We start from the raw sequence: 26,205 nt of genomic DNA on the forward strand, positions 1-26,205 counted from the left end.
CGATCTCCGGCACGCGCGGCGCATTTCAAATAGGCTGACGCCAATCTTCCTGGCGCCAGCCTCCTGACATGGGTCCGCCACGATGGCGACGGCCAGCGACATATTCGTATTTCTTGATGCTTTACGCACAGTTTTCCATAAGCGACAGCGGTTGCAGGCATTGCAATTTTCAATTTTTAGCCAACACTCGCAAATGCATCAGGTGCGTGATCTCCCGGAGGAGGAAATCGGGAGAGCACCCACTGGCGCGACTTTCCGCGCCCATCGGCAGGAAAGTCCTGCGTAATGTCATCATGGGGGACATGACACCGGTCTTTTGACCATGTCCCTGGTGCAATTGGGAGGATTGATTCATGGCAACCACGTCCGCGGCCGAGACGAACGGTCGAGGCATGACCAGGGAAGAGAAGAAGGTCATCTTCGCCTCTTCGCTCGGCACAGTGTTCGAATGGTACGACTTCTATCTCTATGGGTCGCTGGCCGCTTTCATCGGCGCGGCGTTCTTCAGCGACTATCCGGAAGCGACCCGTAATATCTTCGCCTTGCTGGCCTTCGCCGCGGGCTTTCTCGTCCGGCCATTCGGCGCCCTGGTCTTCGGACGCATCGGCGACCTCGTGGGGCGCAAATATACCTTCCTCGTCACGATCCTGATCATGGGCCTTTCGACCTTCCTGGTCGGCGTTCTGCCCGGCGCGGCAAGCTGGGGTATCGCCGCACCCGTTACCCTGATCATCCTGCGCCTGTTGCAGGGCCTGGCGCTTGGCGGTGAATATGGCGGTGCCGCTACCTATGTCGCCGAGCATGCGCCCGACAACAGGCGTGGTTACTATACGTCCTGGATTCAGACGACGGCGACACTCGGCCTGTTCCTGTCGTTGATCGTCATCCTGATCGTGCAGAACGCCCTCGGCAAGGAGGCCTTTGCCGCCTGGGGCTGGCGCATTCCCTTCCTGCTGTCCTGCCTGCTGCTCGCCATCTCCGTCTGGATCCGGCTGTCGCTCAGTGAATCGCCGGCCTTCAAGAAGATGAAGGAAGAAGGCAAGGGCTCCAAGGCGCCGCTCTCCGAAGCCTTCGGCCAATGGAAGAATGCAAAGATCGCCCTTATCGCCCTGCTCGGCCTTACCGCCGGTCAGGCGGTCGTCTGGTACGCCGGCCAGTTCTACTCGCTGTTCTTCCTGCAAAACGTGCTGAAGGTCGACGGCCAATCGGTCAACATCATGATCGCCATCGCGCTGTTGATCGGCAGTGGCTTCTTCGTGTTCTTCGGCTGGCTTTCCGACAAGATCGGCCGCAAGCCGATCATCATGGCGGGTCTCGCTCTGGCGATCCTCACCTATTTCCCTCTGTTCAAGGCGTTGACCCACGCGGCAAATCCGGCGCTTGCCCAGGCGGAGCAGAGCATCCGCGCCACTGTCACGGCAGCTCCCGGCGACTGCACGTTCCAGTTCAACCCTGTGGGAACGGCGAAGTTCAACAATTCCTGCGATATCGCGACGTCGTTCCTGTCGAAATCATCCGTACCCTATACGATCGCCGAAGGTCCTGCCGGGCAGCCGGCAACCATCAAGGTCGGTGACGCAACCGTGACGTCCTATGAGGCCACGGCCGCCGGTGCGGGCGCTGCGGCCAAGAGCGCCGCCTTCACGCATGACATGAGCCTCGCCTTGCAAAAGGCAGGCTTCCCGCTCGCCCGCGATCCTGCCAAGGTTCCGGACGCCAAGCTGGATGCCTTCGTCGCCGCCAACCCGGAGCTTGGGCTGAATGCTGCAACCGTGCGCGCTGGCGACAAGACGGTGACGCCCGTTGCCGATCTCGTGAAGGCAAAACTGCTGACGGCGGATCAGGCCGGCGGCGCAACCGAGATGCCGGTCTATACCATCGCCAATGGCGGCGCCTTCAAGATGGTTGCCGATCCCTCGGCAATCAATTGGCCTTTAACCATCCTGATCCTGACGATCCTCGTCATCTATGTGACGATGGTCTATGGCCCGATTGCCGCGATCCTGGTGGAGATGTTCCCGACCCGCATCCGCTATACCGGCATGTCGCTGCCCTATCATATCGGCAACGGCTGGTTCGGCGGCCTGCTGCCGGCAACGGTCTTTGCGATGAGTGCCGCCACAGGCGATATCTATTATGGACTCTGGTACCCGATCGCGATCGCTGCGATGACGCTGGTCATCGGCCTTATCTTCGTTCGCGAAACCAAGGGTGTCGATCTCAACGCCATCAAGTAACCGCATGAGAGGCCCGTCCTGCGACCTCGCATGGCGGGCCTTTCTTCGCCTGTCTTCAGGCACCGCAAAGAGCGTGCAATAATAATAAGAAGGAAAAGAGCACCATGAGGGCGGCCAGGACGTGTTGCAGCATCGGCCAGATGCGTCGGCTTGCAGCGAGGCTCGGTCGGGTTGCAAGGGATGCAAGGTAAAGTACTGTGTCCATAAAGGCTCCTGGCGCATATAACCGAACAGGCGAAACGAATGTCGTCACGATTACGGAAATCCGCGATATCGTAGCTTTTATATTGTCTATAAAATTAGTAGACTAAAGAAAGGGTTTTTCAGCACGCTTGGCATTTCGGACAAAATTAAACTCACGCGCTGCAGGGCGACATATTGTTTGATCGACCTCATGCCAGCCAACGGAGATCACCAGTAGAGCTAAACAAAAACCGAATGAAAATTTATTCTATAGAATAAATCGACAAAGCAAGGCCGATCCTTGTGATTGAGCGGCGATGGATTAGGTCTGTCGCAGACAATCATCGAGCCTGCACGCATGACTTTGCTGGATATCCAAAATCTCTCGCTTGCCTTCGGCTCGACACAGGCCTTGGCAGGTGCGTCGCTGACCATCGACCGCGGCGAAGTCGTCGCGCTGATGGGAGCCAACGGCGCGGGAAAATCGACTTTGGTGAAGATCCTGTCGGGCATTCACCGTGCCGATTCAGGCAGGATCCTGTGGAACGGCGATGATTATCACGCCGATAGCCCCGCCGAGGCCGTAGCCCAGGGTATCGTCACTGTGCACCAATCCACTGACGTTGTCGGCGTGGCGGGCCTTTCGGTGGCGGATGCCCTTCTGCTCAATCGATTCGTCGATGGGCGCCAGCCCTTCTTCCTGTCGAAGCGCTCGGTGCGGCGAAAAGCTGAGGCCATCCTCTCGGAAGCCGGTTTCAACCTACGGCTCGATCGGGATTTCGGCGACCTCGGCACGGCGGACCGGCAGATGGTTGCCATCGCCCGCGCCCTGTCGAACAAGGCGCAGCTGCTGATCCTAGACGAGCCGACGGCAAGCCTTTCCGCACGCGAGACAGGCCGTCTCTACGACATCGTCCGTCAGCTGAAAGCGCGCGGGCTGGGTATCCTCTATATTTCGCATCGAACCGCGGATCTCGACGCACTCGCCGACCGTGTCGATATCCTGCGGGGCGGCCGCAATGTCGGTGCCCTTACACGCCCCATCGATTTTGACGCCGCCATCGAAACCATGATCGGACGATCGATGACGGCGGCCCGCCCGCATCGCCGTGAACAGTTCGACCGGACGGTGCTGGAACTTCAGCGCGTGCAGCTGCTTGCCGACAGCCCGCCGATCGATCTCAAGCTCCATGCCGGCGAAGTCGTGGCGATTACCGGCGTTCTCGGCGCAGGCAAGAGCCGGCTTCTCTCGGCCCTTTTCGGCCTCGAACGCTTCGCCGTGGGCAGCGCTCTTCTCGACGGCACCGCATTTCGGCCCGCCTCGCCGGCGGATGCAATCGCGCACGGCGTCGTCATGGCCGCCGCCGACCGGCATCGCTCCTCGCTCATGCCGCTGGACTGGCCGGGCGAAAGCATCGCCGCCACGATCAGCCTGCCGCACCTGAAGCAATGGTATCCGTCGGGCTTCCTGTTTTCCGGACGAGAGACCCGCGAAGGCGAAAAAGCCATTCGCCGCCTTGGCATCAAGGCGCCTGGCCCGGAGGCGTCCGTCTGGTCGCTGTCGGGCGGCAACCAGCAAAAGGTCGTGCTCGCGCGCTGGGAGGCGGAGCCGAGCCGCCTGCTGCTGCTCGACGAGCCCTTCCAGGGTGTCGATGTCGGCGCTCGCCAGGATATTATCGCCGCCATACGCGCCCATGCGGATCGCGCCACGCTGATCGCGACATCCGATCCGGAAGAGGCGCTCGAAGTCGCCGACCGGGTGCTGCTGATGGAGCACCATACCCTGAAGGAAATCGCTCATGCGACCGCCGGCGACCGGCAGAACGAGGAATATGCCTGATGAGTGAAGGAACCGTCCAAATCCCCGAGCAGAAGGCAGCAAGCAGCACGATGTCGCCGCAGGAGTTCGTGCGGCGGGGGGCGGTATTTTTCCTCCTCCTTGCCCTCGTCATCATCTTCAGCGTCGCCCAGCCGGCCTTCATCAACATCAACAATCTGATGAGCATCCTGCAGGCGGTTTCGGTCGTCGCCATCATCGGCGCGGGCGTTACCGTGACGCTTGCCATCGGCGGCTTCGATCTTTCCGTCGGCGCGGTCGCCACCTCGAGCGTCATGGTGGCGAGCTATGCCATGATCGTCCTCAATCTCGACGCTTATGAGACCGTGCCGCTGGTGCTCGGCTTCGGCACGATCGTCGGGCTCGTCAATGCCCTGCTGATCGTCCGGCTGAAAGTGCCGGATCTGCTCGCCACGCTCGCGACCATGTTTCTTTTGACGGGGCTGCAGCTGATCCCGACGGCGGGGCGCTCGATCTCGGTGGGCCTCATCCTCTCCGATGGCACGACAGCAACGGGCAAGGTCGATCCAGCCTTCCTGACGATCGGACGATCGAGCCTGTTCGGCACCATCCCCTTCCCCGTCATTCTCATGCTGATCGTCGCCTTCGTGCTTTACGTCCTCACCGAGCGCACGCGTCTGGGCCGCCTTCTCTATGCGACCGGCGGCAATGAAGCCGCGACCAGGCTTGCCGGTGCCAACATCGCCCGCCTGAAGACCTTTGCCTATGTGCTATCAGGCGTTCTCGCCTCGCTTGGCGGCATCATCGTCGCTGCGCGTGTCGGCCGTGGCGACGTCTCCTCCGGCGCCTCGCTGCTGATGGATTCCGTGGCCGCCTCGCTCATCGGTTTTGCCGTGCTTGGACTGCGCCGTCCCAACGTTCTCGGCACGACGATCGGTGCCGTCTTCGTCGGCGTGCTTCTGAACGGGCTGACGATGTTGAACGCACCTTATTACACGCAGGACTTCATCAAGGGTGCCGTTCTCGTCGGTGCGCTTGCACTTACCTATGGGATCAGCCGCGGCAAGTCGTGATTTACACGACGGCTCCTGCCCGGGCACTCGATCGGCCGCTCGCCTAAATGGTCGCCCGTTACGGCGGTTGCACCTCGGGCATCGTCAAGCTTCAGCTCGAATATCCGGTAGAACGCTGAGCCGGCCGGTCGCCGGCTCAGTGAAGATCGAGGCACGTCGATACGGCTCGAACCAAACCGCTCTACAGCAGCTTTTCCAAGGTGATCGGCAGGTCGCGAACGCGCTTGCCCGTGGCATGGAATACGGCATTGGCAATCGCCGGCGCTACGCCGACGATGCCGACTTCGCCGACGCCCTTGCCGCCGAGCGCCGAAGCATTGAAATCCGGCACACCGACGGAGATCACCTGGATATCCGGAATGTCGGAATTCGTCGGCACGAGATAGTCGCCGGCATTGTTGTTGACGGTGCGCCCGTTGCGCACATCAACCAGCCCTTCTTCGAGAAGCGCCTGGCCGATACCCATGATGATGCCGCCGCGCCACTGGCTTTCGACCAGCCTGGGATTGTAGAGGCGGCCGCAATCGAAGGCGGAAACCATGCGGGAGACCCGCACCGTGCCGAAGTCCTCGTCGACCCGCACTTCGGCGAAATGGGCGCACCAGCTGTGCATGGAATAATCGCCCATGGTCGGCCCCTGGACTCTAGCCATCGTCGTCCAGGCCTGGAGCTGCTCCTGGGCATTCGCGCCGTCGGGCAAGGTATTGCGCCGGACTTCGATCTCCTCGCGCTTGAGCGCGGACATCAGCTCCGCCAGCGTCAGCGAGGGTGTTTCACCGCGGGGTGCCGCGATGCGACCCCCAGCAAAATTCAGCGTATTCGCCCCCGTATCGCGGAACGGCGAATTGGCATCGCTGAGCGCAAGGCCGATGAGCTCGTCGCGCGCGGCGACCGCAGCCTTGTGGACAGCACCCATGATCGATCCGGCCAGCATCGAGCCGCCGGCGATCGCCGAACCCGGCAGACGAGAGTCGCCGAGATGCACTTCGACCTGATCCACCGGAATGCCGAAGACCTCAGCGGCACTCTGGGCAAGGATCGTATAGGTCCCCTGCCCCATGTCGATGGCGCCGCTAACGACCTCGACCCGGCCGTTCCCGAGAATACGGATCATCGCCTCGCTTGGCGCCCGGATGACGGGGAAAGTGCCGCAGCCGATGCCCCAGCCGATCAGGGTCTTGCCGTCCCGCATCGAGCGCGGCGCGTGGCTGCGCCGCGACCAGCCGAACGCTTCCGCACCCTCGGTCAGCGCTTCGCGCAGCCGGCGCGTCGACCATGGCTTGCCGGACTGATAGTCGTGATCGGCATAGTTCTTCAGCCTGAGTTCGAGCGGATCCATACCAAGCTTATAGGCAAGCTCCTCGATCGCGCATTCGATGCCGTAGGCGCTCGGGTTCTTGCCTGGGCCACGCAGGGCACCGGGCGTCACGCTGTTGACCGGCACGACGCGATGCCGCGAGGAGAAATTCTCGACCTTGTAGAGGATCGACGTTGCCGCCCCGGTCTGTTCCGGCCAATCGGCATAGATCGAGGTCTCGCTGGCGCCACGATGAACGATCGCCTGCAGAATCCCATCCTCGGTTGCGCCGAGCGCGATCTTCTGTCTGGTCCCGGCGCGGCCGCCATAACTGGTGAAATTCTGCGGCCGGGTAACCGCGAGCTTTACCGGCCGACCGAGCTTTCTTGCGGCGGCGATCGCGACGGCGCCATAGGCGAGCGGCTGGCCCTTCGATCCGAAACCGCCACCGATAAAGGGCGAGATGATCCGGACATTGTCGTAGGGCATGTCGAACCATTCGGAATACATGCGCGCCATGCCGTGCGACCACTGGCTCGGCTCCCAGATCGTCAGCTGGTCGCCGTCCCATTTCGCCGTCAGTCCATGCGGCTCCATCGCCACATGATATTCGCGCGGCGTCGAATATTCGGCCTCGATACGGACGGGGGATGCGGCAAGCGCCGCCTCGGCGTCGCCCCAGGCAACCGAGAGCGGCTCCATGAGCTTGCCTTCGCCGGCATTCGGGTCGTTGAGATCGGCGACATGCTTGCTCGCTTCATAGGTGACGCGCACCAGCCTGGCCGCTTCCGTCGCCTGTTCGCGGCTTTCGGCCACGACAGCGGCAATCGACTGGCCGTTGAACTGCACCTCGCGCGGCAGGGGATAGTAGGGTCCCTCGGCGGGCTTGTTGCCGCCCCAGTCGGCACCGAGCTTGAGACCGAGATCGTCCTCCGGCGTCAGCACCAGAAGCACGCCCGGCATGGCGACCGCTGCCGATATGTCGACATTGACGACACGTCCGGCAGGGATCGTGCTCTGGACGAGGACGGCGTAGGCAAGGTTTTCGACCGGGTATTCCAGCGCATAGGTCGCCGTGCCCGTCACCTTCATATTGCCTTCGAAGCGCGACTGACGGCCGCCGACCGTACCGTCGGAAGCATCGCCGTGCTTGCGGGGTTCCATCATGGTCATGCAAGGCCTCCCATTTTCAGAATGGCGCGGGCGACGACGCGCGGCGCAAGTTCGATCTTGTAGTGGTTGCCGCCATGCGCGACGGCGCCTTCCATGGCGAGCCGACTGGCTTTATCCACCAGTTCGGCGTCGAGTGCCTTGCCGACAAGCGCCTGCTCGACAGCCCGTGCCCGCCAAGGCCTGGTGGCGACGCCGCCGATTGCGACGCGAATATCGCGCACAGTCCTGCCATCGGCTTCAAGCTCCAGGCCAACGGCGCCGCTTGCGGCGGCGAATTCATAGGACTGCCGATCGCGGACCTTGATGTAGGTTGAGTTGCGAGCCGCGGCGGAAGCAGGAACGGTGATCGCTGTAATCATTTCGCCGCGCTGCAGGACCGTTTCCTTGTCCGGCGTATCGCTGGGCGCTAGGAAGAAATCGTCGACGGAGACCTTCCGGCCATCCGTCTCCACCACGGCATCGAACGCGACCAAAGCGACCGCCAGGTCGCCGGGATAGGAGGCGATGCACGATCCGCTCGTTCCAAGCACGGCGTGGTTGCGCGTGACGCCGCCGATTGCCGCGCAGCCGGAACCGGGATTGCGCTTGTTGCAGGCCGAAAAGGCACCGGGATCGCGGAAGTAGGGACAGCGCGTCCGTTGCAGGAGATTGCCGCCGATCGTCGCCATGTTGCGAAGCTGGGCGGAAGCGGCCAATGCCAGCGATTCCGAAACCGCCGGGAAGGCTGCACGGATATCCTTATGATCGGCCACCTCGCTCATCCTGGCGAGCGCGCCGACCCTGGCACCGGCCGCATCGACCGCGATGCCGCTCATGCCGGAAAGATGGGTGATATCGATGACCGTCTCAGGTTCGCTCACCCCGCATTTGGCGAGATCGAGCAGCGTCGTGCCGCCGGCAAGGATCATCACGCCGGCCTGTTGCGCCGCCTGACCGGCTTCGGCTGCGGATGTGGCGCGCAGATAGGAAAAGTTTCGCATCATGCCACCTCCGCTGCCTGGCGCACCGCCGCGACGATGCTGTTATAGGCCCCGCACCGACAGAGATTGCCGGACATATATTCGCGGATCTCCGCATCGGAGCCGGCATGGCCCTCGCGAATACAGGCGACTGCCGACATGATCTGGCCAGGCGTGCAATAGCCGCATTGGAAGGCGTCATGTTCGATGAAGGCGGCCTGCACGGGATGCAGATCGCCGGCTTCGCTGGTGATGCCTTCGATCGTCGTAATCTCGCGGCCCTCGACCTGCGCTGCCAGCGTCAGGCAGGAGAGCACGCGCTTGCCGTCGACGTGACAGGTGCAGGCGCCGCACTGGCCCTGATCGCAGCCCTTTTTGGTGCCCGTCAGGGAAAGATGCTCGCGCAGCGCATCGAGCAGGGTCACGCGCGGCTCGAGATCGAGTTCGCGGCGCTGGCCATTGACGTCGAGTGCGATATGGATGGTTCGTGTCATGATAAGCTCCTGCTATCGTCACGAAAATGAGACCTACGAAATCTAGTAGAGTCTATTCGTCGGTCCATCGGTTGCTGGATGATTTTATTAGGAAGACGAACCGCCCGCATTTCCTCACAGTAGCCGGCTCATCGGAATTGGAAGTGAGACACACACCGATAAACGGAGGCGCCTCCGTTTAAATTACTGCCTCGTTTGTTTTCGTCAAGCCCTGACGCTGAAATGAGAATGAGAGGCGGGATCGGCCTTCGGGAGATCGGGCCTGAATGTGCTTGGCCTGCACGACTTCGAACCGACAGGCAGCCTGTCCGCAGTCAGATGAGGCAGCTGCGGGACTGTGGCAAGTTTTTGCGACGAACGCGAGGCACGGTTTTCCCCGGCTCTTGCCATGTAGGCGACCAAACCGAAGGCGGCATTAGGCGAGGATGAAGCGAAACTGATATTGCGACCTCCGCTGCGACGATCCCGCCCGGATCTGACGCACGACAGCCGTCAAGCCGTCACATCCGCCTAATAGGCCTATGCTAAGCCCTCCGAAATCTGGAGGAATGCCGAATTGATTGAACCAGGAAAATTTCGCGCCATGATATTCTCTCACTGCGTTACGGCTCTTGCCGTGTCCTTTCTTCCCTTCCTTGCCGCCCCGGCCTTTGCGGACTCCGACGTGCTGTGGAAAATCGTGCATGACAAATGCGTCGCGCAGACCGCGCCCTGCCTTTCGGTGAACACGGCCGAGCATTATGCGATGCTGAAGGATCTGCGGGGCGTTGCGCAATTTCTCCTGATCCCGACCGACAAGATCACCGGAATCGAAAGTGCGGCACTTCTCGATCCGGCGACGCATAACTTCTTTGCCGATGCCTGGGCCGAACACGGCGATGTCGATTCTCGTCTGCCGCGCCCCGTCCCGCGCGACGGCATGAGCCTCGCCGTCAACGCGCAGCAGGCCCGCACGCAAAACCAGCTGCATATCCATGTCGACTGCTTGAGCGCCGATGCGCGGGCCGCCCTGAAGACTGATGCCGACAAGATCGGAGCGGACTGGGCACCCCTTCCCGATACCATTGCCGGCCACAAATTCGCGGCTGTCCGCGTCAAGGGCGAGACACTGGGCGATTTCAATCCGTTCCTGGCTCTCGCCAAAACATTGAAGGACCCGGCAAAGGAAATGGGCGATCACAATCTCGTGGTGACCGGCGCCAATTTCGCCGATGGCCCCGGCTTCATCGTGTTGACGGATGTGGCTTTGCCCGGCATGGGGGGGGGAAGACGTGCAGGATCATAGCTGCGCGATCATGTATTAAAAACAAAGAGATGCCGCAGATTTGGACTCGCCGTTCGGATACCGTTCTATTGGCGATCGGGGAGCCGACGGCTGATTTATGAACCCAGCCTCTAACAGCTATCACGATTCACATACTAATCTTTTAGGGGAAATGAATTCAGTGTTATAGTCCCGGGTTGTGAGCCTGAGTCATGCGTTATCCGCCTGTTGTGCATTCAGATCGTCGCACGGCGCCTGGCATTGAAGGCTCGCGATCAAAAGCCTCAGGAGGCGCCTCATGAATCTTCAGATCAATAGCCAGTCCTACCAGGTCAATTCGGACGGAGACACGCCGCTCCTTTGGATCCTCCGTGACGAGTTGGGCATGACCGGCACCAAATATGGCTGCGGGCTGGCGCAATGCGGCGCCTGTTCGGTCCTTGTCGATGGAGAGGTGGTTCGCTCGTGCGTGACGCCGCTCGATAGCGTCGCCGGCCGCCAGATCACGACGATCGAGGCGCTCGAGGCAGATCCGATCGGCAAGCGAGTGGTCGCAGCCTGGGTCAAGCATCAGGTTCCGCAATGTGGCTACTGTCAATCGGGGCAGGTCGTCGCGGCGACCGCGCTCCTTAAACAGACACCCAATCCTTCCGATGACGAGATCGCCGCGGCGATGATCAACCTCTGTCGATGCGGAACCTACAACGCGATCAAGACGGCGGTCAAAGACCTCTCCTCCAAAGAAGGAGAAACGCTATGACCGAAACCAGTCGCAATCTCGTCCCGGAAGATGCGTTCCCGACCGGATCTCCGGTCAACATCTCGCGCCGGCACTTTCTCCTGACCTCCGCCGGCGCCGCAGCGGGTGCCTTCGTGCTCGGCTTCGGCGTTCCGGTCGGCCGCGCACGCGCCCAGCAGGCCGCAACCGCCGTGCCGCCCGGCACGCGCGTTCCCGCATTTCTTGAAATCCGCCCAGATAGCACCATCCGGTTCATGAGCCCCTTCGTCGAAGGCGGACAAGGCGTCTTCACCGCGATGGCACAGATCGTCGGCGAGGAACTCGATGCCGATCCGAAAACCTTCGTCGTCGAAAATGCGCCGACGGGCAGCGACTATCTTGTTGTATACGGCAAGATGCGCATCACCGGCGGCAGCATGTCGGTGCGCACGAGCTATGAGACCATGCGCAAGCTTGGCGCCCTGGCGCGCAACATGATCCTGCAGGCCGCCGCCAAGCGTCTGGATGCACCGATTGCCGAGCTGACGACGGAGCCGGGCCGCGTGATCCATGCCGCATCGGGACGCAGCCTTGCCTATGGCGACGTCGCTGCCGAGGCACTGGACCTGCCGGTTCCCGCCCCCGAGAGCGTGGCGCTCAGGGATCCGAGCAAATTCCGCTGGATCGGCAAACCGGTCGAGCGGCTGGATATGCACGACAAGTCGACCGGCAAGGCAATTTACGCAATAGACTGCAAGGTCGACGGCATGCTGCATGCCGCCGTCCAGCATGCCCCGCGCCTCGGCCTGGCCATCGGCAAGATCCGCAACGAAGACCAGCTCAACGCGATGCCGGGCGTTCATTCCGTCCACAGCCTGCCCGGCGCCGTCGCCGTCGTCGCCGAACGCTGGTGGAATGCCAAGCGCGCGGCCGAGGCAGCCCAGGTCGATTGGCGCGAACCCGGCCCGGACGCCAATCCCGCCTTCCGTTACATGCCCGCCGATTTTTCGACCGCGGCCTTCAACGATAGGCTCGCCAGCGAGCCCGGCAACGGCAAAGAGGCGGAGAATGTCGGCGATATCGCCAAAGCGTTCGACGGTGCCAAGACCGTCGTTTCCGCCACCTACAAGAGCCAGTATCTGCATCATGCGCAGCTGGAGCCACCATCCACCCTGGCGCGATTCAATCCGGATGGCAGTCTCGAAGTCTGGATGCCCAATCAGGCACCCGAACAGTTCCAGGCCGATATCGCCAAGCTGACGGGGCTCGAACCATCGAAGGTGACGGTTCACAGCCCCATCCTCGGCGGCTTCTTCGGACGGCACTTCCTGTATCCGTCCGCCAATCCCTATCCGCAGGCCATCCAGCTTGCAAAAGAGGTCGGGCGGCCGGTGAAGCTCATCTGGAGCCGCGAGGAGGAGTTTCTGCGCGATCCGATGCGCCCGATGGCAGCCGTGCGCTTCCGCGGCGCACTCGACGCCAACGGCATGCCGGTCGCACTCGAGGCCATCAGCGCCTGCGAAGGGCCGACGGAAGGCGTCTTCGGTCATAAGGAGGACTCGCTGGACCCGACAGCCCTCGAAGGCCTGACCGGAAAATCCTACGCCATCCCGAACTACCGCATAGCCCAGATCTATGTGAAAAACCCGACGATGCTCGCCTACTGGCGATCGGTCGGCAATTCCATGAACGACTTCTTCTATGAGACATTCCTGGACGAGCTGGCCGACAAGGGCGGGCAGGATCCCTATGAGATGCGCCTCAAACTGCTGCAGAAGAACGAGCGGCTGAGCAATCTGCTGAAGGCCGCCGGCGATCTCTCCGGCGGCTGGAAGCGAGGGCCTTTCACGGCGGAAGATGGCTCGCGGCGGGCGCGAGGCGTGGCCATGGCCTCTCCCTTCGGCAGCCATACGGCGGCGATCACCGAGGTCTCCATCCGCAGCGGGCAGGTCGTCGTGCACGATGTCTGGGAAGCCATCGATCCCGGCAGCATCGTCAACCCGGCGATCATCGAAGCGCAGATCAATTCGGCGACGGCGCTCGGAATGTCGCAGGTACTGATGGAGGAAGCCGTCTACAAGAACGGCGAGCCGGTGGCGCGCAACTACGACCTCTATCCGATCCTGCCGCCGGATCGCATGGCCCGGGTCCATGTCCGTATCGTCGAAAGCGGAGCCGAGATGGGCGGCATCGGCGAGCCGGGGCTGCCGGCCATCCCGCCGGCGGTCGCCAATGCGGTTTCGACGCTGACCGGCAAGCGGATACGCAGCATGCCTCTTTCCAACTACACCTTTGAAAGCTGAGGCGCGGCAAGCCGCGCCAGGCACAATTCCGGCTCTCGGTCCATTCTGGATCGAGAGCCGGCGTGGTTGCCTTCTTCAATCGCCGAGTCCGAAATCCCGAAGCAAAGACATGAGGGCACATTCTTGAAGAGATTTCTTCTGGTTCTTCTTTTGATTGTCGTGCTTGTGGCCGGCGCTGTCGCGTGGTTCGTAACCCGCAAGCCGGCATCTCCCTTCGACAGCGTCGCCGCGGCACAAACACCTTCCGAGGAGTTGCTCCAACGTGGCGAATATGTTGCGCGTCTGGGGGACTGCGTCGCCTGTCACAGCACACCGAAGAGTGCCCCTTTTGCCGGAGGACTGGAAATGGGGACGCCGCTCGGCGCCATCTTCACAACCAACATAACGCCGGACAAGGAAAACGGCATCGGCAACTACACGCTCGCCGATTTCGACCGTGCCGTCCGCCAAGGCGTTGCACCCGATGGACGTCGCCTTTATCCGGCAATGCCCTACCCCTCCTATGTGAAAATGAGCGACGACGATATCCGCGCGCTCTACGCCTATTTCATGAACAGGGTCGAGCCCGTTCAGCAGGCAAACAAGCCCTCCGACATCAAATGGCCGATGAACATGCGCTGGCCGCTTGCGCTGTGGAACGCGGTCTATACCGAAGGCGGAACCTATCAGCCCAAAACCGCTGGCGATGATCAGTGGAACCGGGGTGCCTATCTCGTCCAGGGGCTGGGCCATTGCGGCAGCTGTCACACGCCGCGTGCAATCACCATGGCGGAAAAAGCGCTCGATGAAAACAGTCCGCTCTATCTTTCCGGCGCTCTTCTCGACGGATGGTATGCTCCGAGCCTGCGTGGCGACCCGAATACGGGCCTCGGCCGATGGACCGAAGAGGACATATACACCTTCCTCAAGAGCGGCAGGAACGGCCATGCCGTCGTCTTCGGCTCGATGGCGGATGCGTTTAACAATTCGACCCAGTTCATGAGCGATGACGATCTCAAAGCCATCAGCCATTATCTGAAGTCCCTGCCCGGCGATCCCACCCGCGACGGCACCCCCTGGCAGTATGACGAAGCTACGGCCAAGAACGTCGCCCTGCCCGCCCGTCAGCAGATACCCGGCGCGCAGACATTCGTCGCGAAATGCAGCTTCTGTCATGGCATCGATGGCCGCGGAAAGGAACAATGGATTCCGCCGCTGGCCGGCTCCGCCGCATCGCTCGCAAAGGAAAACGCGTCTCAAATCAATGTGACGCTGAACGGCTCCAGCCGTGTCGTGGCGAACGGCATTCCGGACGCCTATCGCATGCCGCCATTCAGGCAGCAGCTTTCGGACAAGCAGATCGCCGATGTCCTGACATTCGTGCGCTCATCCTGGGGAAATCACGGCGGGGCGGTCGCGCCTGTTGACGTGAAAGCCTTGCGCGAGCATACCGATCCGGCAAGCAGCAGCCCCATCATATTGCAGATGCGGTAGTTCGCCTTGCATGCCATCCGGTTGCGGCCAACTCAACCCCTTGCGGAGGCCTGTCATGGGTGAAGTATTTCCCGCGACATCAATGCCGGACCGCGACTGGTGGTCGGCACTCTGGCCCGATCCGCAGGCCATGCTTAAAGCGCTCGGCATCAAGCCGGGCATGACTGTCCTCGATCTCTGCTGCGGCGATGGATATTTTACCGCGCCGCTGGCGAAACTCGTCAAGGGAAAGGTCTATGCGCTCGATCTGGATGAAGACATGATCGAGATGGCGAGAGGGGAAACCGCGCGACAAGGGGTATCCGTGCAAAAATGGATTCACGCCGACGCGCTGGACATGGCGGAGCATCTTCCCGAAAAGGTCGATTATGTCCTCATGGCAAACACATTCCACGGCGTTCCCGATCAGCCGACCCTTGTTCGCGCCGTCCGTTCCGTTCTCGCTCCAAAGGGGTTGTTCGGCATCGTCAACTGGAAAACATTGCCGCGCGAGGAAACAATGGTGCTTGGGCAGCCACGCGGGCCGAGGAGCGAGATGCGCATGCCGCCTGCAAGGCTTGCCGCCGTCGTCGAAGCCGGCGGCTTCATATCGCAAGCCACGATCGAGCTGCCGCCCTATCACTATGGCTCCGTTTTCCGCGCCCTGTAGCTGATCCTCAATCTGACGAACCGCCCTACACGGCAACGGCTGGTCCCCACCGGAAGGTGGGGACCGTGATGCGGCTTAGTTGAACACGGAGGCATATGTCCTGCGAAGCGCGAGTGCGATCAACAGGCCAGCGATAGCGGTGACAGTCCCTGCCAAAAAGACGCTGCCATAGCCGGCTCTGTCGGCCAGCAGACCGGCCAGCGGCCCGGTCAGCCCATAAGCGAGATCCTGGAAGGCCGAGAAACCGCCGAGGGCAGTGCCACGCAGATGCGGCTCCACCAGCCGAACCACCTCCCGCCCCATGGCCGGAAAGATCATCGAACATCCGAGCCCGGTCAGGAATGCGCCAACCAGCGCAAGAACGGGATTGTTTGCATTCCAGATCAGAAATTGGCCGATCGCTTCGACGGCAAGCGACATGGCCGCGACCGGCAGGCCGCCGAGACGATCTGGCAGATGCCCAAAGAGCAGGCGCACCAGCACGAAGCCGCCGCCGAAGGCAGTCAGACCCAGCCCGGCATAGCTCCAGCCGCGATCATGGAAATAGAGCGTGAAAAAAGCACCGATCGCCGCAAAGCCTATGCCCTGCAGGCACACGATGGATCCATGCAGCCATATCCGATTGATGACGCTCCAAAGCGGCGTTCGCTTCGCCCCGGGATGTGGCGCAACGCCGGGAATACGGGAGATCGCCAGCAGGCCCAGGAAGGGAAGAGCAGCACTGATCCCCATTGCGCCGGCAAAGCCGAACCGATCGAGCAATACCAGCCCAATGGGACCGCCGACGGCAAGCGCGCCGTAGATCGCGGCACCGACCAGGGCGAGTACCCTGCCCGAACGCGCAGGCCCGACGAAGCCGATGCCCCAGGCAATCACGCCGACGGCGACCAGGCTTTCGCCCAGGCCAAGAAGCAGACGGCCGGCGAGAAGAAGCAGAAATGACGGTATCGCCGCACCGACGACAAGACCGGCGGCCAGCGATATCACCGCACCGGCCATGTAGAGAGCCAGCCCGCGGACGACCGCAACCTTGGCGCCTCGATGGTCCGAAAGACCACCGGCATAGCCGCGCGTCAGAATGGTCGCAAGAAAGGCGATGCCGACGCCGAGCCCGGCCCAGACATTGCCGAGCTTCAGCTGCTCGGTCACGTAGATCGGCACGATCGGAAATGTCATGCCGACGCAAAGATAGGAGATGAAGAGAATGGCGCTCAGCAGCAGAAGGCGACCGCGCGCCGGATCGGATGTCGATTGAAAAGCCATGATGGTCTCCAGGCTTTCCTCGATCGGCGAAGGCACAAAAAAACGCACTCCGACCATCGAGGATCGTTGAGTGCGTTGCTTGACGTCAAACGCTTACGGCCAGCGGAACCGGCTGGCTTTTCCAATATGCGCTTGTCGTAAGGGTGTCAACACAGCGTCGCCGGAGCGGGAGGCCATGCTGCCCCACCCCTCATCGAAGCTTGAGGCTTTCGAGATAGGCGCCGAACATATCCGCCATGGCGTCGCCATAGGCTTCGATCTCCTGCGCTGTTTGCGGGCTTTCCGAAAGCTGCTTTCCCGTCGCGCTGAGCGTCGTGGCGATCAGGTCGGCCGCCAGGATGCGGGCCGCGTCATCGACCTCCGGCAAGGCTTCGCGCATGAACTGCTGCAGGATACGGTCTCCGGATGACCTCGCCTCATGCGCCTCCGGTGCATCGCGATAAAGCGGCGCGGCGTCGTTGAGCGCAACACGCATGGCGGCCTCCTCGCATTCGGAGCGGATGAAGGCGTGGACGAGGCAGCGCAATCGGTCCAGCGGCGGTGTCGCGGTATCTTCAAGGATGCGGCGCAGCAGGTCCGACGTCTGCCGCCATTCGTCGCTCTGCAGGCGGAAGAGGATCGCCGCCTTGTTGGGGAAATATTGATACAAGGATCCGACGCTGACGCCGGCCTTTTCAGCGACGCGTGCCGTGGTGAAGCGCTGGGCGCCTTCCCTTGCCAAAACCTGAGCCGCGGCACCCAGGATCGCGGAAACGAGCTCGTTCGAGCGAGCCTGCTTCGGCTGCTTTCGCGAGGAAATCCGGGCTCTTGGACGATCCGTCATATCGATGCCTGCCAATGCGAATGGGAAAGCTGACGAATTAATCGTATTTTACGCCCCATGCAAACCAAAGAACATGGCGATGAAAGCAGCGGACTGGCAGCCATGCCGATCGAGGCCGACGCCCTGGCAAAGATGTTCTCGCATGTGAGCCAGGCCCTGGTGGAAGCAGCACTTGCCGGCGCGAGCGACGCCGGGCTCGTTATTCTCCTCGGCCGCACGCTGAATGCCGTCGGTCTCGCCGTTTCGACGATCGAGGTTGCCTGTGATGCCGTCGATCCGGAGAGAGCCCAGCATTTCATTCGCTGGCGGCGAGACGGCAAAGGCACCGAAGACAATATCCTCGCCGGCGAGATCTTCGTTGACATGCTGGAGGAGGATGCAACGGTTCTTCGTCTCGATGCCGGCCGCCTCGCATCCATTCCGCAGGACGGAGCAACGGACGCCATAGCCTTTGCCAACCATCTTGCCCCCGATGTCACGCTCGGTTTCTTCGACGACGTGATGAGCCTGCTCATTACCGAACGCCCCGGCGGATTTTCTGGGTTGGAGATAGAGCTGCTGCATCGCGTGATGCCGGTGTTCGCCCTTGCCCTCGGAGCCCGATTGAATGCAGCTGCCGCCCGCGTCCTGCTGCAGACCTATCTCGGCCGCAATGCCGCAACCGCCTTGCTCGATGGCCGTGTGGGCCTTGGCGAGGTTGAGCAAATTCGAGCGATCGTGATCTATTGCGACCTGTTCCAGTTCACCTCACTGACCGAGCGGCTGGATCCCCGGTCTCTCATCGATCATCTCAATCTGTTCTTCGAGACGATCACCCGGCCTGTGTCCCGCGCCGGCGGCCAGGTCTCCGGTCATGTCGGCGACGCCGTGGTCATGTTCTTCCCCGTTCCGCAGGCCGGAAGCGAAGGGCCGCTCTGTGCCGCCGCAGTGAAAGCCGCGCTGGAAGGGCTGCGGGCACTGGAGCTTATCAACACGATGCCGTCGCGAAAGATGGCACCGCCGTTGCGGGCGCGGATCGGTATCGACATCGGCGAAGTCGTTCACGGCAATATCGGTTCGCCTGGCAGGTTTTCGTTTACGATCATCGGCACGCCGGTAAACCGCTCGGCCAGATTACAGGCCCTCGCCAAGGAGCTAGACGCAATCATGCTGATGACATCTGATACCGCCAAGGCGGCCGGCGTCCAATGCAAGTCTTTCGGCAGCCACGCCCTGAAGGGCTTCGACCATCCGGTCGATATCGTCGGCTTCGGCATCTCGTGCGACCGTTGAAAATGCGAATGGCTGCGCCGAAGGGATTGCTCGGGAATGATCCAAGGCGCTATTTTTCCAGCATATTTTCAAGAACATAGGCGCATTTCGCACGCAACCTCCGTCAATGCGATTAGAAAATGCGATGAATTATTCGTATTTTCGTCGCCGGCAAAAGACCTTGGCCCTGAACGGAGAAAACATGACCACATTGACGAATACCCCACTCGCTCCATTGCTCGATCGCCTGTTTAAGGAAGCGGATGCAGCGTCGCCGGCAACAACACCATCGGTTGCCGCTTACTGGAGCGGCCTTTCCAGCGAGGAGCGCGCGCGTCTGGTGCGCAGCAAAACCGACTATCTCGATTTCTACGCCCGGCTGAAGGACATACCGCTCGCCATCTCGCGGGAGGCCGGAACCTTGCTCTATATGCTGGCGCGAAGCACCGGCGCCCGCATCATCGTCGAATTCGGAACCTCCTTCGGTATCTCCACCCTCCACCTTGCCGCCGCGCTGCGGGACAATGGCGGCGGGCACCTGATCACCACCGAATTCGAGCCCTCCAAGGTGGCGCGGGCACGGGAAAATCTAGAGGCAGCCGGCCTTATCGATCTCGTCGAGATCCGGGAAGGCGATGCCCTGCAGACGTTGAGTTCCGATCTGCCCGATACCATCGACCTGTTGCTTCTCGACGGCGCCAAGGCGCTCTATCCAGACATTCTGAAGCTGGTGGAGAGCCGTCTGAGGCCGGGTGCCCTCGTGGTTGCCGACAATGCGGACTTCTGTCCCGATTATCTGACCTGGGTGCGCTCGCCGGCGAGCGGATACATGTCCGTAGCTTTCGCGGAAGACATCGAATTGTCCATGCGGCTCGGCTGACGCCGTTCACAGCGCAAGCGCGCCCATGGCGCGCTTGCAACATCCGTCCCGCATTCGCTGCCGGATACGGGTGACGGCTTTCACACCGTGTATTTGCGTTTGCATCGCGGCCGTCATGTCGCCGTATAAACGACCTTGAACTGCGAACGCCTGTAGAAAACCAGCATTTCCCGCTCGAAACTTTCCACGGCAAGCACGACCCATGGCTCCAAGTGGCTGCTGCGAGCGCCCGCCTTTCTTCGGCTATCCATGTCGAGCATTCCACGCAATGCCCAATCTACCAACCCCATCCCATCACTCTCACCCTGCCGGGACCCCTGAACCATCAGACGCTCGACCTCCGTCGCATTCGGCGACATGGCCACCACTAAATAAGTAAACCCTGATCGATGGAAAGGTGAACAAACGTTGTATTAAGGTTTGTAACATGCGTTCGGTCAGTATCGTCTCATTCCGGCGACACTAACGCCCCCCATCCCTGCCGGACGGCAAAAGGGGCGATAAATAGCGGCCTACCCGAACATGAACCGCGTTACGAAGCGATCGATCGCCCGTGAATTCGCTTCCAGCCAACGCCAGATCAGCGCCATGCTTAACATGGTCAGAAGCCAGCCGAGCATCACATCCGACAGGAAATGGGCACCGAAAATGACGCGGTTGAACGCCACGAACAGTAGGCACGGCGTCAGAAGCAGCGCGGCAATCCATCTGCCTCCTGGAGGCACGAAAACCAGCAGTGAGAGCCCGGCGGCGGCGGCCGCAGCCTCGCCGGAAGGGAAAGAACAATTGCGCGAACAGGCGGCCGAGAACTGCCATACCGGGGTGAAATCCGCAGTGCCACCGAACTCGATGAGATCGCGGGGACGCACGCGTCCGATTGCGACTTTCAACGTCTGCACGATCAGGAGCGGCCCGGCGACGAAGCTCAGAAGCACGAACAAGGGCTTGTGCGGAGGGCAGAACCGAAGCCGCCTCGGCAGAAAGACATGGAGAACGACAATCACCGCCATGGTGCCGAGAAGGTAAGGCTGGCTCCGGCGACTGATGTCCCGTACCGCCTTCAGGAATGGGTCTTCCGCGAGCCAGAATAGCCGCTCATGGGTGAACAGGCGCGCGACGGCCAGATCGAGTTTGGGAAAGACCACGAAGACAAAACTGGTCCAGACGACCATCATGCCGATGACCGCAAACTCTCCATCCGTGGCTGCGCCGGTCTTCGATGTGCTCGGGCGCCCGGACGCAAAGTTCCAAGAATGCAACGCAAATTTCCACATGCCATATCTCCTGAGGCGGAACGGCGGCAACCTGAATCGCGATTGTCAAGAATTGACGGAGATCGCATCAACGCTGTGTTCAGAATCGATCGTCAGGCGGCCGGAAGACTGTTTGGAAATTGCGGAAGCGTGTTTTGTCCGCGATAGTGCGAATGAGGCGGCAAAGCCGCAAAAGAAACGAAATAAAATGGGGCGCTAAGGTGGACAACAGTCTCGTTCTCATCGTGGAGGATGAACCGGCTATTGCACAGATATTGGAAGGCTATCTGACGCGGGACGGCTTTCGCACGGTCCGCGCCGGCGACGGCGAAACCGCGCTCCAGCATCATGCGCTTCTGAAGCCCGACATCGTGCTCCTGGACGTACGCCTGCCGAAACTGGACGGCTTCGGGGTGCTTGGTCGCCTGCGACAGGCCGGCTCAACGCCCGTCATCATGGTGACAGCCGTTGCGGACGACATAGACCGCCTGAGCGGACTGCGCCTCGGCGCCGACGACTATGTCGTCAAACCCTTCAACCCCCAGGAAGTCGTTGCCCGCGTCAGGGCGGTTCTGCGGCGGACGCAAGGCGACCGGGCGGAAACCATCCGGCGCTTCGGCGTCATCGAGGTCGATTTCGGCAGCTATTCCGTCGTCGTCGTCAAGGACGGGCGCCGCATTCCATTGCTTCTGACGCTCAGCGAATTCCGGATTCTCGCCTATATGATCCGCCACCCCACGCAGGCTTTCTCACGCGCCGATATTCTCGATGCCTGTCTGCCCGAAAGCGAGGCCTTGACCCGCACTGTCGACACGCACATTTCCAACCTTCGGCGGAAGCTGGAGGACATGGGACAGAACGGCTTTTTTCCCGCGGTGCGCGGCATTGGCTATCGTTTTTCGGATCCAAGATGAAGATACTAAGGTTTCCTTGCATGCCGCTGGCCACGCTCACGGCCATCGTTACCGCCGTCATGTTGCTCCTCAGCGTCGGCCTGACATACCTGGAGGTCAACTGGTATACCTCCTATCTTGAAAAGACCATCACCGACGGTCTGCCGCCAAGGGCCGCAGCGGCCTACAAAATGCTGAGCGAAAACAAGGTTCCGGACGGGGATTCCCTCAGGCTCTTGTTCGAGCACCTCAATTTGCTGACCGAACCGACGGATTTCAAGGTGCAGCTTTCCGTGCTGATAGGTGGCCTGCTTTCCGCCTTGATCTGCGCCCTCATCGGTATCTATCTGGCCCGACGCCTCGCAAGCCCGCTTGAAGAGCTCACCGCGGCTGCGGAAGGCTTGAAATCGGGCGATTTCTCGGTTCGCGTTGCCGCCTCTTACCGCAGCACCCGTGAGGTTGCGAGCCTCGTTGAAACCTTCAATGCGCTGGCGACAAGCCTGGAGACGATGGAAGAGAGGCTGCGCTTCAACAACATGGCGATCGCGCATGAACTGCGAACCCCGCTGACAATCCTGCAAGGATCGCTGCAGAGCATGATCGACGGCATTTTCCCGATGGACCGCAAGATCATCTCCGACCTTCTCCTTCAGGTCGAGGGTCTGGGCAGGATTGTCGAAGACCTGCGCACCTTGTCCCTGGCCATCGGCCAGAAGCTCGTGGTCGAGCGTCGGCGCATCGATGCCTCGCAATTGGTCGAGACGGTTGTCGCCTCCGCAATGCCGATGCTGGACGCAAGCAAGCTGCGGATTGAAACAGATTTGCAGCCCGCCTGGATCTCGGCGGATTCTCCCCGTATACGACAGGCCATTCTGGCGCTTGTCGAAAATGCCTGCCGCTATGCCGCCGACGGCGGCTGGCTGCGATGCGAAACCGAGCGTTTGCCGGATGAAAGCGTCCTCATCCGCGTCCTCGATCGCGGCCCGGGATTTCCGCAGGATATGGACGCCGTCGCCGTCAACCCGTTCTGGCGGGGCGATCCTTCGCGTTCGCGTGCAAGCGGCGGCACGGGACTGGGGCTATCCGTCGTGCAGGCAATAGCAGTTGCCCATGGCGGACATCTGGAATTTTCAAACCGGCCGGAAGGCGGCGCCATGGTCGCAATCCATCTGACTGACGGCGTCGGGCAGGAAAGAGCGCACGAACCTTCGCAATAGAACACTTCCGGGAAAGTGCGGTTTCGTCCGGATTTACGCAAAAGCCAAGAGATGGAACGGTTGAATCTTCCGGCTGCGCGGCGGCACCGCCGCATGCCCCGATGATCAAAGGAAGAGCTCGCCGATGCCGTGGAACCACATTTTGCTCTGGCTGCGTCTATCGGCTCCGCAGATTTTCGAAAAGGGAACGCTGAAACCGTAGGTGCCCTCTGGTTGGGCGGACCGTTCGGCCCAGAAGGCATCGACATTCGACCGCATCATCGACTGCCGCATGCGACGGCGATACTGGATCGGATGCTTGACCTGCGAGACGGCGAGGAAGTGCTGTATGCCGCCCTCCGTCACCAGGCCTTGCAGGACGATCAGGATCGCCTCCTTCGGACGCAGGCCGGAAAGATCGCGGGTAACCTCGACGATCCGTTGCTTCGCATTGCGCGGTCCCTGCATGCTCCCGACGACGAAAGTATACCGATCCTGCGACCCCTGGCTGACAAAAGTGAATCTGACGGTACAGAGAACGGCCTTGTCCTCGATGCGCATGAGTTTGACCGCGAAGGCGCCTTCATGACGTCCGCCGCTGCGGTCGGCAAGTGCGATAAAACATGCATAGGTTTCGCTGCGGCCCTGGACGAAGCCCATTTCCAGCCACTCGCCGCACCAGAGGCGTGTCATGCTCTCCGCCGAAAGAATCCTTTCCGCGATCGAAAAATGATCGATGAGGAGCGAAAGCCGCCGGGAGCCCAGCATTCCATGGACCAGAAATTTCGACAGCGGCTTCTGCAGCAGCTCGTCATGCGGAGGCGGCAATCCCCGCTCAGCGGCGAAGGTCGCGGCAAAGCGCCACCAGCGAATGGTGAGGAGCGGATTGGCCGCGAAGCGGCCCCAGAAAAGAAGCGCCCGCTTCCAGCGCACCCGCAACCCGAAGGTCAATATCCTGCTCAGCACGACATATCGTGGTGAACGCGCTCCATCGGCGCCCTGCGGCACTGTTATGCGAGGAGAAATTCTGGAAATGACGCCGTCGGGCGTCACGGCGACCAATGTTTCGCGATTCATGCAAAAGTCCGACAGATTTGGTTTCGCCGAACCATCTGCGTCGGAATTGTCAAGGTAGCGTCAAGGCGGCGTCAGCCTTTCGCGGGGCAGGACGCGAGACGTCGGCAGCCTTATGAAGGCGGTGAGAAGGGCCGCGACAGGCGTCCGTCACGCCGACCACGCCGCGCGCTGCATAGCAATCAGAAAAGGGCGCCCACGAACAGATTCTCATCGCGGACCGGGGCCGGCCCGCTTTCGGCCACCGGGTTTACCACGCCGAAGATGCGCGCGTGGATCTCGCGCTCGGCGGCCATGGTATAGGTCCTGAAAATGCGCCCGGAAATGGCCGCCACAGGCGCTTCCAATCCGGCCGTACCGGCAAATGCACGGCGCGCCAGCCCCGCCTCGCCGGCGCAGGAAGCCAGGATTTCCCCGATTCCGGAGCGGAAATCCAGACTGGTGGCAATTTCGGCCACTTGCGACGTCATGGCCTCGCCGCATTGGCGCAGTTCCCGTACGTTCAGATCCATCGCCGCCCCGGCTTCGCCGATATGGACGAGAGCTGCATCGATGTGGCTGCCGAGACCGGAAGCATTTTCCGACTCGCCGGCCTGCCGCCAGTCCTTGAGGCCGGCGGCCTGCGTTTCAAGCTTGCCGAGACTGACCAGTATCTTCTCGGCATCCTCGTCGAGCAGCGATGCGAACGACCGCAATTCGCCGGCGACGACGTTGATTGCCCGCCCTTCCTCTCCAAGTTTGCCGCAGCGCAGATTGGTGTTGAGCGCCATATATTGAATATCGCGCCGTACCAGCTGAATGGTCTGAATGCTTGCCGTCAGCTCCTTGACCATTTCGGACGTCTTTTCGCTAAGCCGGTTTGCTCCGGCCGCGGCAACGTCAATGCGATCGACAACCGCCCGGGCTGCGGAAAGATCGCCGCGCAGCGGGCTCTTTCCATCCTGGCCGCTCTGCGACATCATCGTCCGGTAGAGGTCGAGCAGCGTGCCGATATCGCCGCTGAAGCTGCGGATACTGTCGACAATCTTGGTGGTCTCGCGGTCGAACCCCTTCGTCGTCTCGCCGAGCAGTTCAAAGATCAGCGTCATCGTCAATTGCGAGAGGCGCTGGCGGTCGGAGGCGGAGAGACCAGCCGGAGCTTCGGAAGCGAGATAGGCTTCGGTCATCATATGGGCAGCCTGGCAATGCTCGACCCTCTGCCGCGTAATATCGCCGATCTGCATGGCCGAAAGCGTGTGGGCAACCTTGCTCTGGATCTTGCGCGCCAGTCCGGCAACCGTATCCGCCAGCTCCGAAAGATTGCGGCGCTGAACCTGGATCTCCTCGGCATTCGACACGAGACGCTGTGCAATGGACGGTATGCCGTTCAGATCCTGGGCCAGCGAACCATCCTCACTGGCGGCGGCGGTTTCGATCTGCGCCTCCAGCGAGCGGATCTGCAGCGACAGCGCCTTGACTTCCTTGGTGGCGAATTCGATGCGCTCGACGATTTCGCTGGCGAAGCTCGAAAAATCCGGAATGCGCGCACCTGCTATTTTGGCGGTCGCGGCAAAGGTTCTCAGATAGCGCAGCGTTTCTTCCATCGAGAGCACGTGCTCTGCAAGCGATTGCCCGGTCTGGCTGATCGAGGCCACGCACGCATGTCGCCGCGCTTCGGCCGGTGGCAGCTTGTTCAGGAGATCCACCGTCTGGAGAAGGCGAGCCGTCGCTTCGGTCGCAGTCTCCTCCTTCAGGGAACTGCCGATGTGTTCCAGCAGGCTGACCAGCTTGGCGAGAGCTTCCGTGGCGGTGATGAGGACTGCGCCACCATCCAGGAAGCGTTGCTCGATCTGTAATCGGGCGCTTTCCAGCCGATCGACGAAGCTATCCGTCGAAGGGGTAAATTGTCGGCTTGTCGCTGCATACGCCATACTGTCTGGGACTCCGCCTAGGACCATCCCGGAAAACTAAG

Annotated in this window: 21 protein-coding genes; 12 read left to right on the top strand and 9 right to left on the bottom strand. The window is 61.4% G+C overall.

Annotation, left to right across the window (positions count from 1 at the left end):
* Window positions 1-353 precede the first annotated feature (353 nt).
* The 3 genes from HGP12_RS08455 (at window position 354) to HGP12_RS08465 (ending at window position 5,291) form a co-directional block, all read left to right on the top strand.
* On the top strand, window positions 354-2,237 hold the full coding sequence (locus HGP12_RS08455) for an MFS transporter (protein ID WP_168839356.1): 1,884 nt from the start codon (window positions 354-356) through the stop codon (window positions 2,235-2,237).
* Between the two features lie 541 nt (window positions 2,238-2,778).
* Entirely contained in the window at window positions 2,779-4,260 is a 1,482-nt protein-coding gene (locus HGP12_RS08460; protein ID WP_168839355.1) for a sugar ABC transporter ATP-binding protein, read from the top strand.
* A gap of 50 nt (window positions 4,261-4,310) precedes the next feature.
* Window positions 4,311-5,291, top strand: coding sequence for an ABC transporter permease (locus HGP12_RS08465; RefSeq protein ID WP_409526823.1), 981 nt, complete (start codon window positions 4,311-4,313; stop codon window positions 5,289-5,291).
* Window positions 5,292-5,472: 181 nt separating this feature from the next.
* Here the strand turns inward: HGP12_RS08465 and HGP12_RS08470 are convergent, their stop codons facing one another.
* The 3 genes from HGP12_RS08470 to HGP12_RS08480 are packed head-to-tail and all read right to left on the bottom strand — an operon-like array spanning window position 5,473 to window position 9,214.
* Window positions 5,473-7,761 carry a xanthine dehydrogenase family protein molybdopterin-binding subunit gene (locus HGP12_RS08470; RefSeq protein WP_168839353.1) on the bottom strand — a complete coding sequence of 763 codons (2,289 nt, stop codon included), beginning with the start codon at window positions 7,759-7,761 and terminating at the stop codon, window positions 5,473-5,475.
* A complete protein-coding gene (locus HGP12_RS08475; RefSeq protein ID WP_168839646.1) occupies window positions 7,758-8,741 on the bottom strand; it encodes a xanthine dehydrogenase family protein subunit M in 984 nt (327 codons plus the stop codon). Before HGP12_RS08475 ends, HGP12_RS08470 begins: the two co-directional genes overlap by 4 nt.
* A complete protein-coding gene (locus tag HGP12_RS08480; RefSeq protein ID WP_168839352.1) occupies window positions 8,741-9,214 on the bottom strand; it encodes a (2Fe-2S)-binding protein in 474 nt (157 codons plus the stop codon). Before HGP12_RS08480 ends, HGP12_RS08475 begins: the two co-directional genes overlap by 1 nt.
* 583 nt (window positions 9,215-9,797) lie before the next feature.
* Between HGP12_RS08480 and HGP12_RS08485 the strand changes: the two genes are divergently transcribed.
* The 5 genes from HGP12_RS08485 to HGP12_RS08505 all read left to right on the top strand — a co-directional run bounded on the left by HGP12_RS08485 (window position 9,798) and on the right by HGP12_RS08505 (window position 15,621).
* The gene (locus HGP12_RS08485) at window positions 9,798-10,499 is read left to right on the top strand and encodes a CDP-diacylglycerol diphosphatase (protein ID WP_246703290.1); all 702 of its coding nucleotides are present in this window, start codon (window positions 9,798-9,800) and stop codon (window positions 10,497-10,499) included.
* A gap of 277 nt (window positions 10,500-10,776) precedes the next feature.
* Complete coding sequence (locus HGP12_RS08490; protein ID WP_168839351.1) at window positions 10,777-11,238, top strand: (2Fe-2S)-binding protein; 462 nt, start codon at window positions 10,777-10,779, stop codon at window positions 11,236-11,238.
* Complete coding sequence (locus HGP12_RS08495; protein ID WP_168839350.1) at window positions 11,235-13,499, top strand: xanthine dehydrogenase family protein molybdopterin-binding subunit; 2,265 nt, start codon at window positions 11,235-11,237, stop codon at window positions 13,497-13,499. The genes HGP12_RS08490 and HGP12_RS08495 overlap by 4 nt, the downstream gene beginning before the upstream one ends.
* Window positions 13,500-13,622: 123 nt before the next feature.
* The gene (locus HGP12_RS08500) at window positions 13,623-14,972 is read left to right on the top strand and encodes a c-type cytochrome (protein WP_168839349.1); all 1,350 of its coding nucleotides are present in this window, start codon (window positions 13,623-13,625) and stop codon (window positions 14,970-14,972) included.
* Between the two features lie 55 nt (window positions 14,973-15,027).
* Complete coding sequence (locus HGP12_RS08505) at window positions 15,028-15,621, top strand: class I SAM-dependent methyltransferase (protein WP_168839348.1); 594 nt, start codon at window positions 15,028-15,030, stop codon at window positions 15,619-15,621.
* 75 nt (window positions 15,622-15,696) lie between these two features.
* Here the strand turns inward: HGP12_RS08505 and HGP12_RS08510 are convergent, their stop codons facing one another.
* Together HGP12_RS08510 and HGP12_RS08515 are read right to left on the bottom strand one after the other, a co-directional pair.
* Complete coding sequence (locus HGP12_RS08510) at window positions 15,697-16,884, bottom strand: arabinose transporter (RefSeq protein ID WP_168839347.1); 1,188 nt, start codon at window positions 16,882-16,884, stop codon at window positions 15,697-15,699.
* A gap of 190 nt (window positions 16,885-17,074) precedes the next feature.
* Entirely contained in the window at window positions 17,075-17,707 is a 633-nt protein-coding gene (locus HGP12_RS08515) for a TetR family transcriptional regulator (RefSeq protein WP_168839346.1), read from the bottom strand.
* Between the two features lie 57 nt (window positions 17,708-17,764).
* On the opposite strand from HGP12_RS08515, the gene HGP12_RS08520 reads away from it, so the two are divergent.
* Both HGP12_RS08520 and HGP12_RS08525 read left to right on the top strand, forming a co-directional pair.
* The gene (locus tag HGP12_RS08520; protein ID WP_168839345.1) at window positions 17,765-18,979 is read left to right on the top strand and encodes an adenylate/guanylate cyclase domain-containing protein; all 1,215 of its coding nucleotides are present in this window, start codon (window positions 17,765-17,767) and stop codon (window positions 18,977-18,979) included.
* 181 nt (window positions 18,980-19,160) lie between these two features.
* Window positions 19,161-19,838, top strand: coding sequence for an O-methyltransferase (locus tag HGP12_RS08525; protein ID WP_168839344.1), 678 nt, complete (start codon window positions 19,161-19,163; stop codon window positions 19,836-19,838).
* A 113-nt stretch (window positions 19,839-19,951) separates the two neighbouring features.
* Here the strand turns inward: HGP12_RS08525 and HGP12_RS08530 are convergent, their stop codons facing one another.
* Together HGP12_RS08530 and HGP12_RS08535 are read right to left on the bottom strand one after the other, a co-directional pair.
* Window positions 19,952-20,089, bottom strand: a complete 138-nt coding sequence (locus HGP12_RS08530; protein WP_168839343.1) for a hypothetical protein — start codon at window positions 20,087-20,089, stop codon at window positions 19,952-19,954.
* A 261-nt stretch (window positions 20,090-20,350) separates the two neighbouring features.
* The gene (locus HGP12_RS08535; RefSeq protein ID WP_168839342.1) at window positions 20,351-21,112 is read right to left on the bottom strand and encodes a phosphatase PAP2 family protein; all 762 of its coding nucleotides are present in this window, start codon (window positions 21,110-21,112) and stop codon (window positions 20,351-20,353) included.
* Between the two features lie 200 nt (window positions 21,113-21,312).
* Here HGP12_RS08535 and HGP12_RS08540 point away from each other — a divergent pair, with 200 nt between their 5' ends.
* Window positions 21,313-22,005, top strand: coding sequence for a response regulator (locus HGP12_RS08540; protein ID WP_168839341.1), 693 nt, complete (start codon window positions 21,313-21,315; stop codon window positions 22,003-22,005).
* Between the two features lie 20 nt (window positions 22,006-22,025).
* On the top strand, window positions 22,026-23,201 hold the full coding sequence (locus HGP12_RS08545; RefSeq protein WP_246703291.1) for an ATP-binding protein: 1,176 nt from the start codon (window positions 22,026-22,028) through the stop codon (window positions 23,199-23,201).
* Between the two features lie 105 nt (window positions 23,202-23,306).
* Here the strand turns inward: HGP12_RS08545 and HGP12_RS08550 are convergent, their stop codons facing one another.
* Together HGP12_RS08550 and HGP12_RS08555 are read right to left on the bottom strand one after the other, a co-directional pair.
* On the bottom strand, window positions 23,307-24,257 hold the full coding sequence (locus HGP12_RS08550) for a DUF535 family protein (RefSeq protein ID WP_168839339.1): 951 nt from the start codon (window positions 24,255-24,257) through the stop codon (window positions 23,307-23,309).
* A gap of 179 nt (window positions 24,258-24,436) precedes the next feature.
* Complete coding sequence (locus HGP12_RS08555; RefSeq protein ID WP_168839338.1) at window positions 24,437-26,164, bottom strand: hypothetical protein; 1,728 nt, start codon at window positions 26,162-26,164, stop codon at window positions 24,437-24,439.
* Window positions 26,165-26,205 lie beyond the last annotated feature (41 nt).

The organism is Rhizobium sp. P28RR-XV (genome assembly GCF_012641385.1).
Lineage (GTDB): Bacteria > Pseudomonadota > Alphaproteobacteria > Rhizobiales > Rhizobiaceae > Rhizobium.

Excerpts from the sequence above, each read along its gene's own strand:
- HGP12_RS08485 (WP_246703290.1), top strand. The coding sequence starts at position 9,798 with ATGATATTCTCTCACTGCGTTACGGCTCTTGCCGTGTCCTTTCTTCCC.
- HGP12_RS08525 (WP_168839344.1), top strand. The coding sequence starts at position 19,161 with ATGACCACATTGACGAATACCCCACTCGCTCCATTGCTCGATCGCCTG.
- HGP12_RS08535 (WP_168839342.1), bottom strand. The coding sequence starts at position 21,112 with ATGTGGAAATTTGCGTTGCATTCTTGGAACTTTGCGTCCGGGCGCCCG.
- HGP12_RS08555 (WP_168839338.1), bottom strand. The coding sequence starts at position 26,164 with ATGGCGTATGCAGCGACAAGCCGACAATTTACCCCTTCGACGGATAGC.
- HGP12_RS08515 (WP_168839346.1), bottom strand. The coding sequence starts at position 17,707 with ATGACGGATCGTCCAAGAGCCCGGATTTCCTCGCGAAAGCAGCCGAAG.
- HGP12_RS08460 (WP_168839355.1), top strand. The coding sequence starts at position 2,779 with ATGACTTTGCTGGATATCCAAAATCTCTCGCTTGCCTTCGGCTCGACA.
- HGP12_RS08475 (WP_168839646.1), bottom strand. The coding sequence starts at position 8,741 with ATGCGAAACTTTTCCTATCTGCGCGCCACATCCGCAGCCGAAGCCGGT.
- HGP12_RS08480 (WP_168839352.1), bottom strand. The coding sequence starts at position 9,214 with ATGACACGAACCATCCATATCGCACTCGACGTCAATGGCCAGCGCCGC.
- HGP12_RS08465 (WP_409526823.1), top strand. The coding sequence starts at position 4,311 with ATGTCGCCGCAGGAGTTCGTGCGGCGGGGGGCGGTATTTTTCCTCCTC.
- HGP12_RS08470 (WP_168839353.1), bottom strand. The coding sequence starts at position 7,761 with ATGACCATGATGGAACCCCGCAAGCACGGCGATGCTTCCGACGGTACG.
- HGP12_RS08545 (WP_246703291.1), top strand. The coding sequence starts at position 22,026 with ATGCCGCTGGCCACGCTCACGGCCATCGTTACCGCCGTCATGTTGCTC.
- HGP12_RS08490 (WP_168839351.1), top strand. The coding sequence starts at position 10,777 with ATGAATCTTCAGATCAATAGCCAGTCCTACCAGGTCAATTCGGACGGA.
- HGP12_RS08495 (WP_168839350.1), top strand. The coding sequence starts at position 11,235 with ATGACCGAAACCAGTCGCAATCTCGTCCCGGAAGATGCGTTCCCGACC.
- HGP12_RS08550 (WP_168839339.1), bottom strand. The coding sequence starts at position 24,257 with ATGAATCGCGAAACATTGGTCGCCGTGACGCCCGACGGCGTCATTTCC.
- HGP12_RS08510 (WP_168839347.1), bottom strand. The coding sequence starts at position 16,884 with ATGGCTTTTCAATCGACATCCGATCCGGCGCGCGGTCGCCTTCTGCTG.
- HGP12_RS08520 (WP_168839345.1), top strand. The coding sequence starts at position 17,765 with ATGCAAACCAAAGAACATGGCGATGAAAGCAGCGGACTGGCAGCCATG.
- HGP12_RS08530 (WP_168839343.1), bottom strand. The coding sequence starts at position 20,089 with ATGGATAGCCGAAGAAAGGCGGGCGCTCGCAGCAGCCACTTGGAGCCA.
- HGP12_RS08455 (WP_168839356.1), top strand. The coding sequence starts at position 354 with ATGGCAACCACGTCCGCGGCCGAGACGAACGGTCGAGGCATGACCAGG.
- HGP12_RS08505 (WP_168839348.1), top strand. The coding sequence starts at position 15,028 with ATGGGTGAAGTATTTCCCGCGACATCAATGCCGGACCGCGACTGGTGG.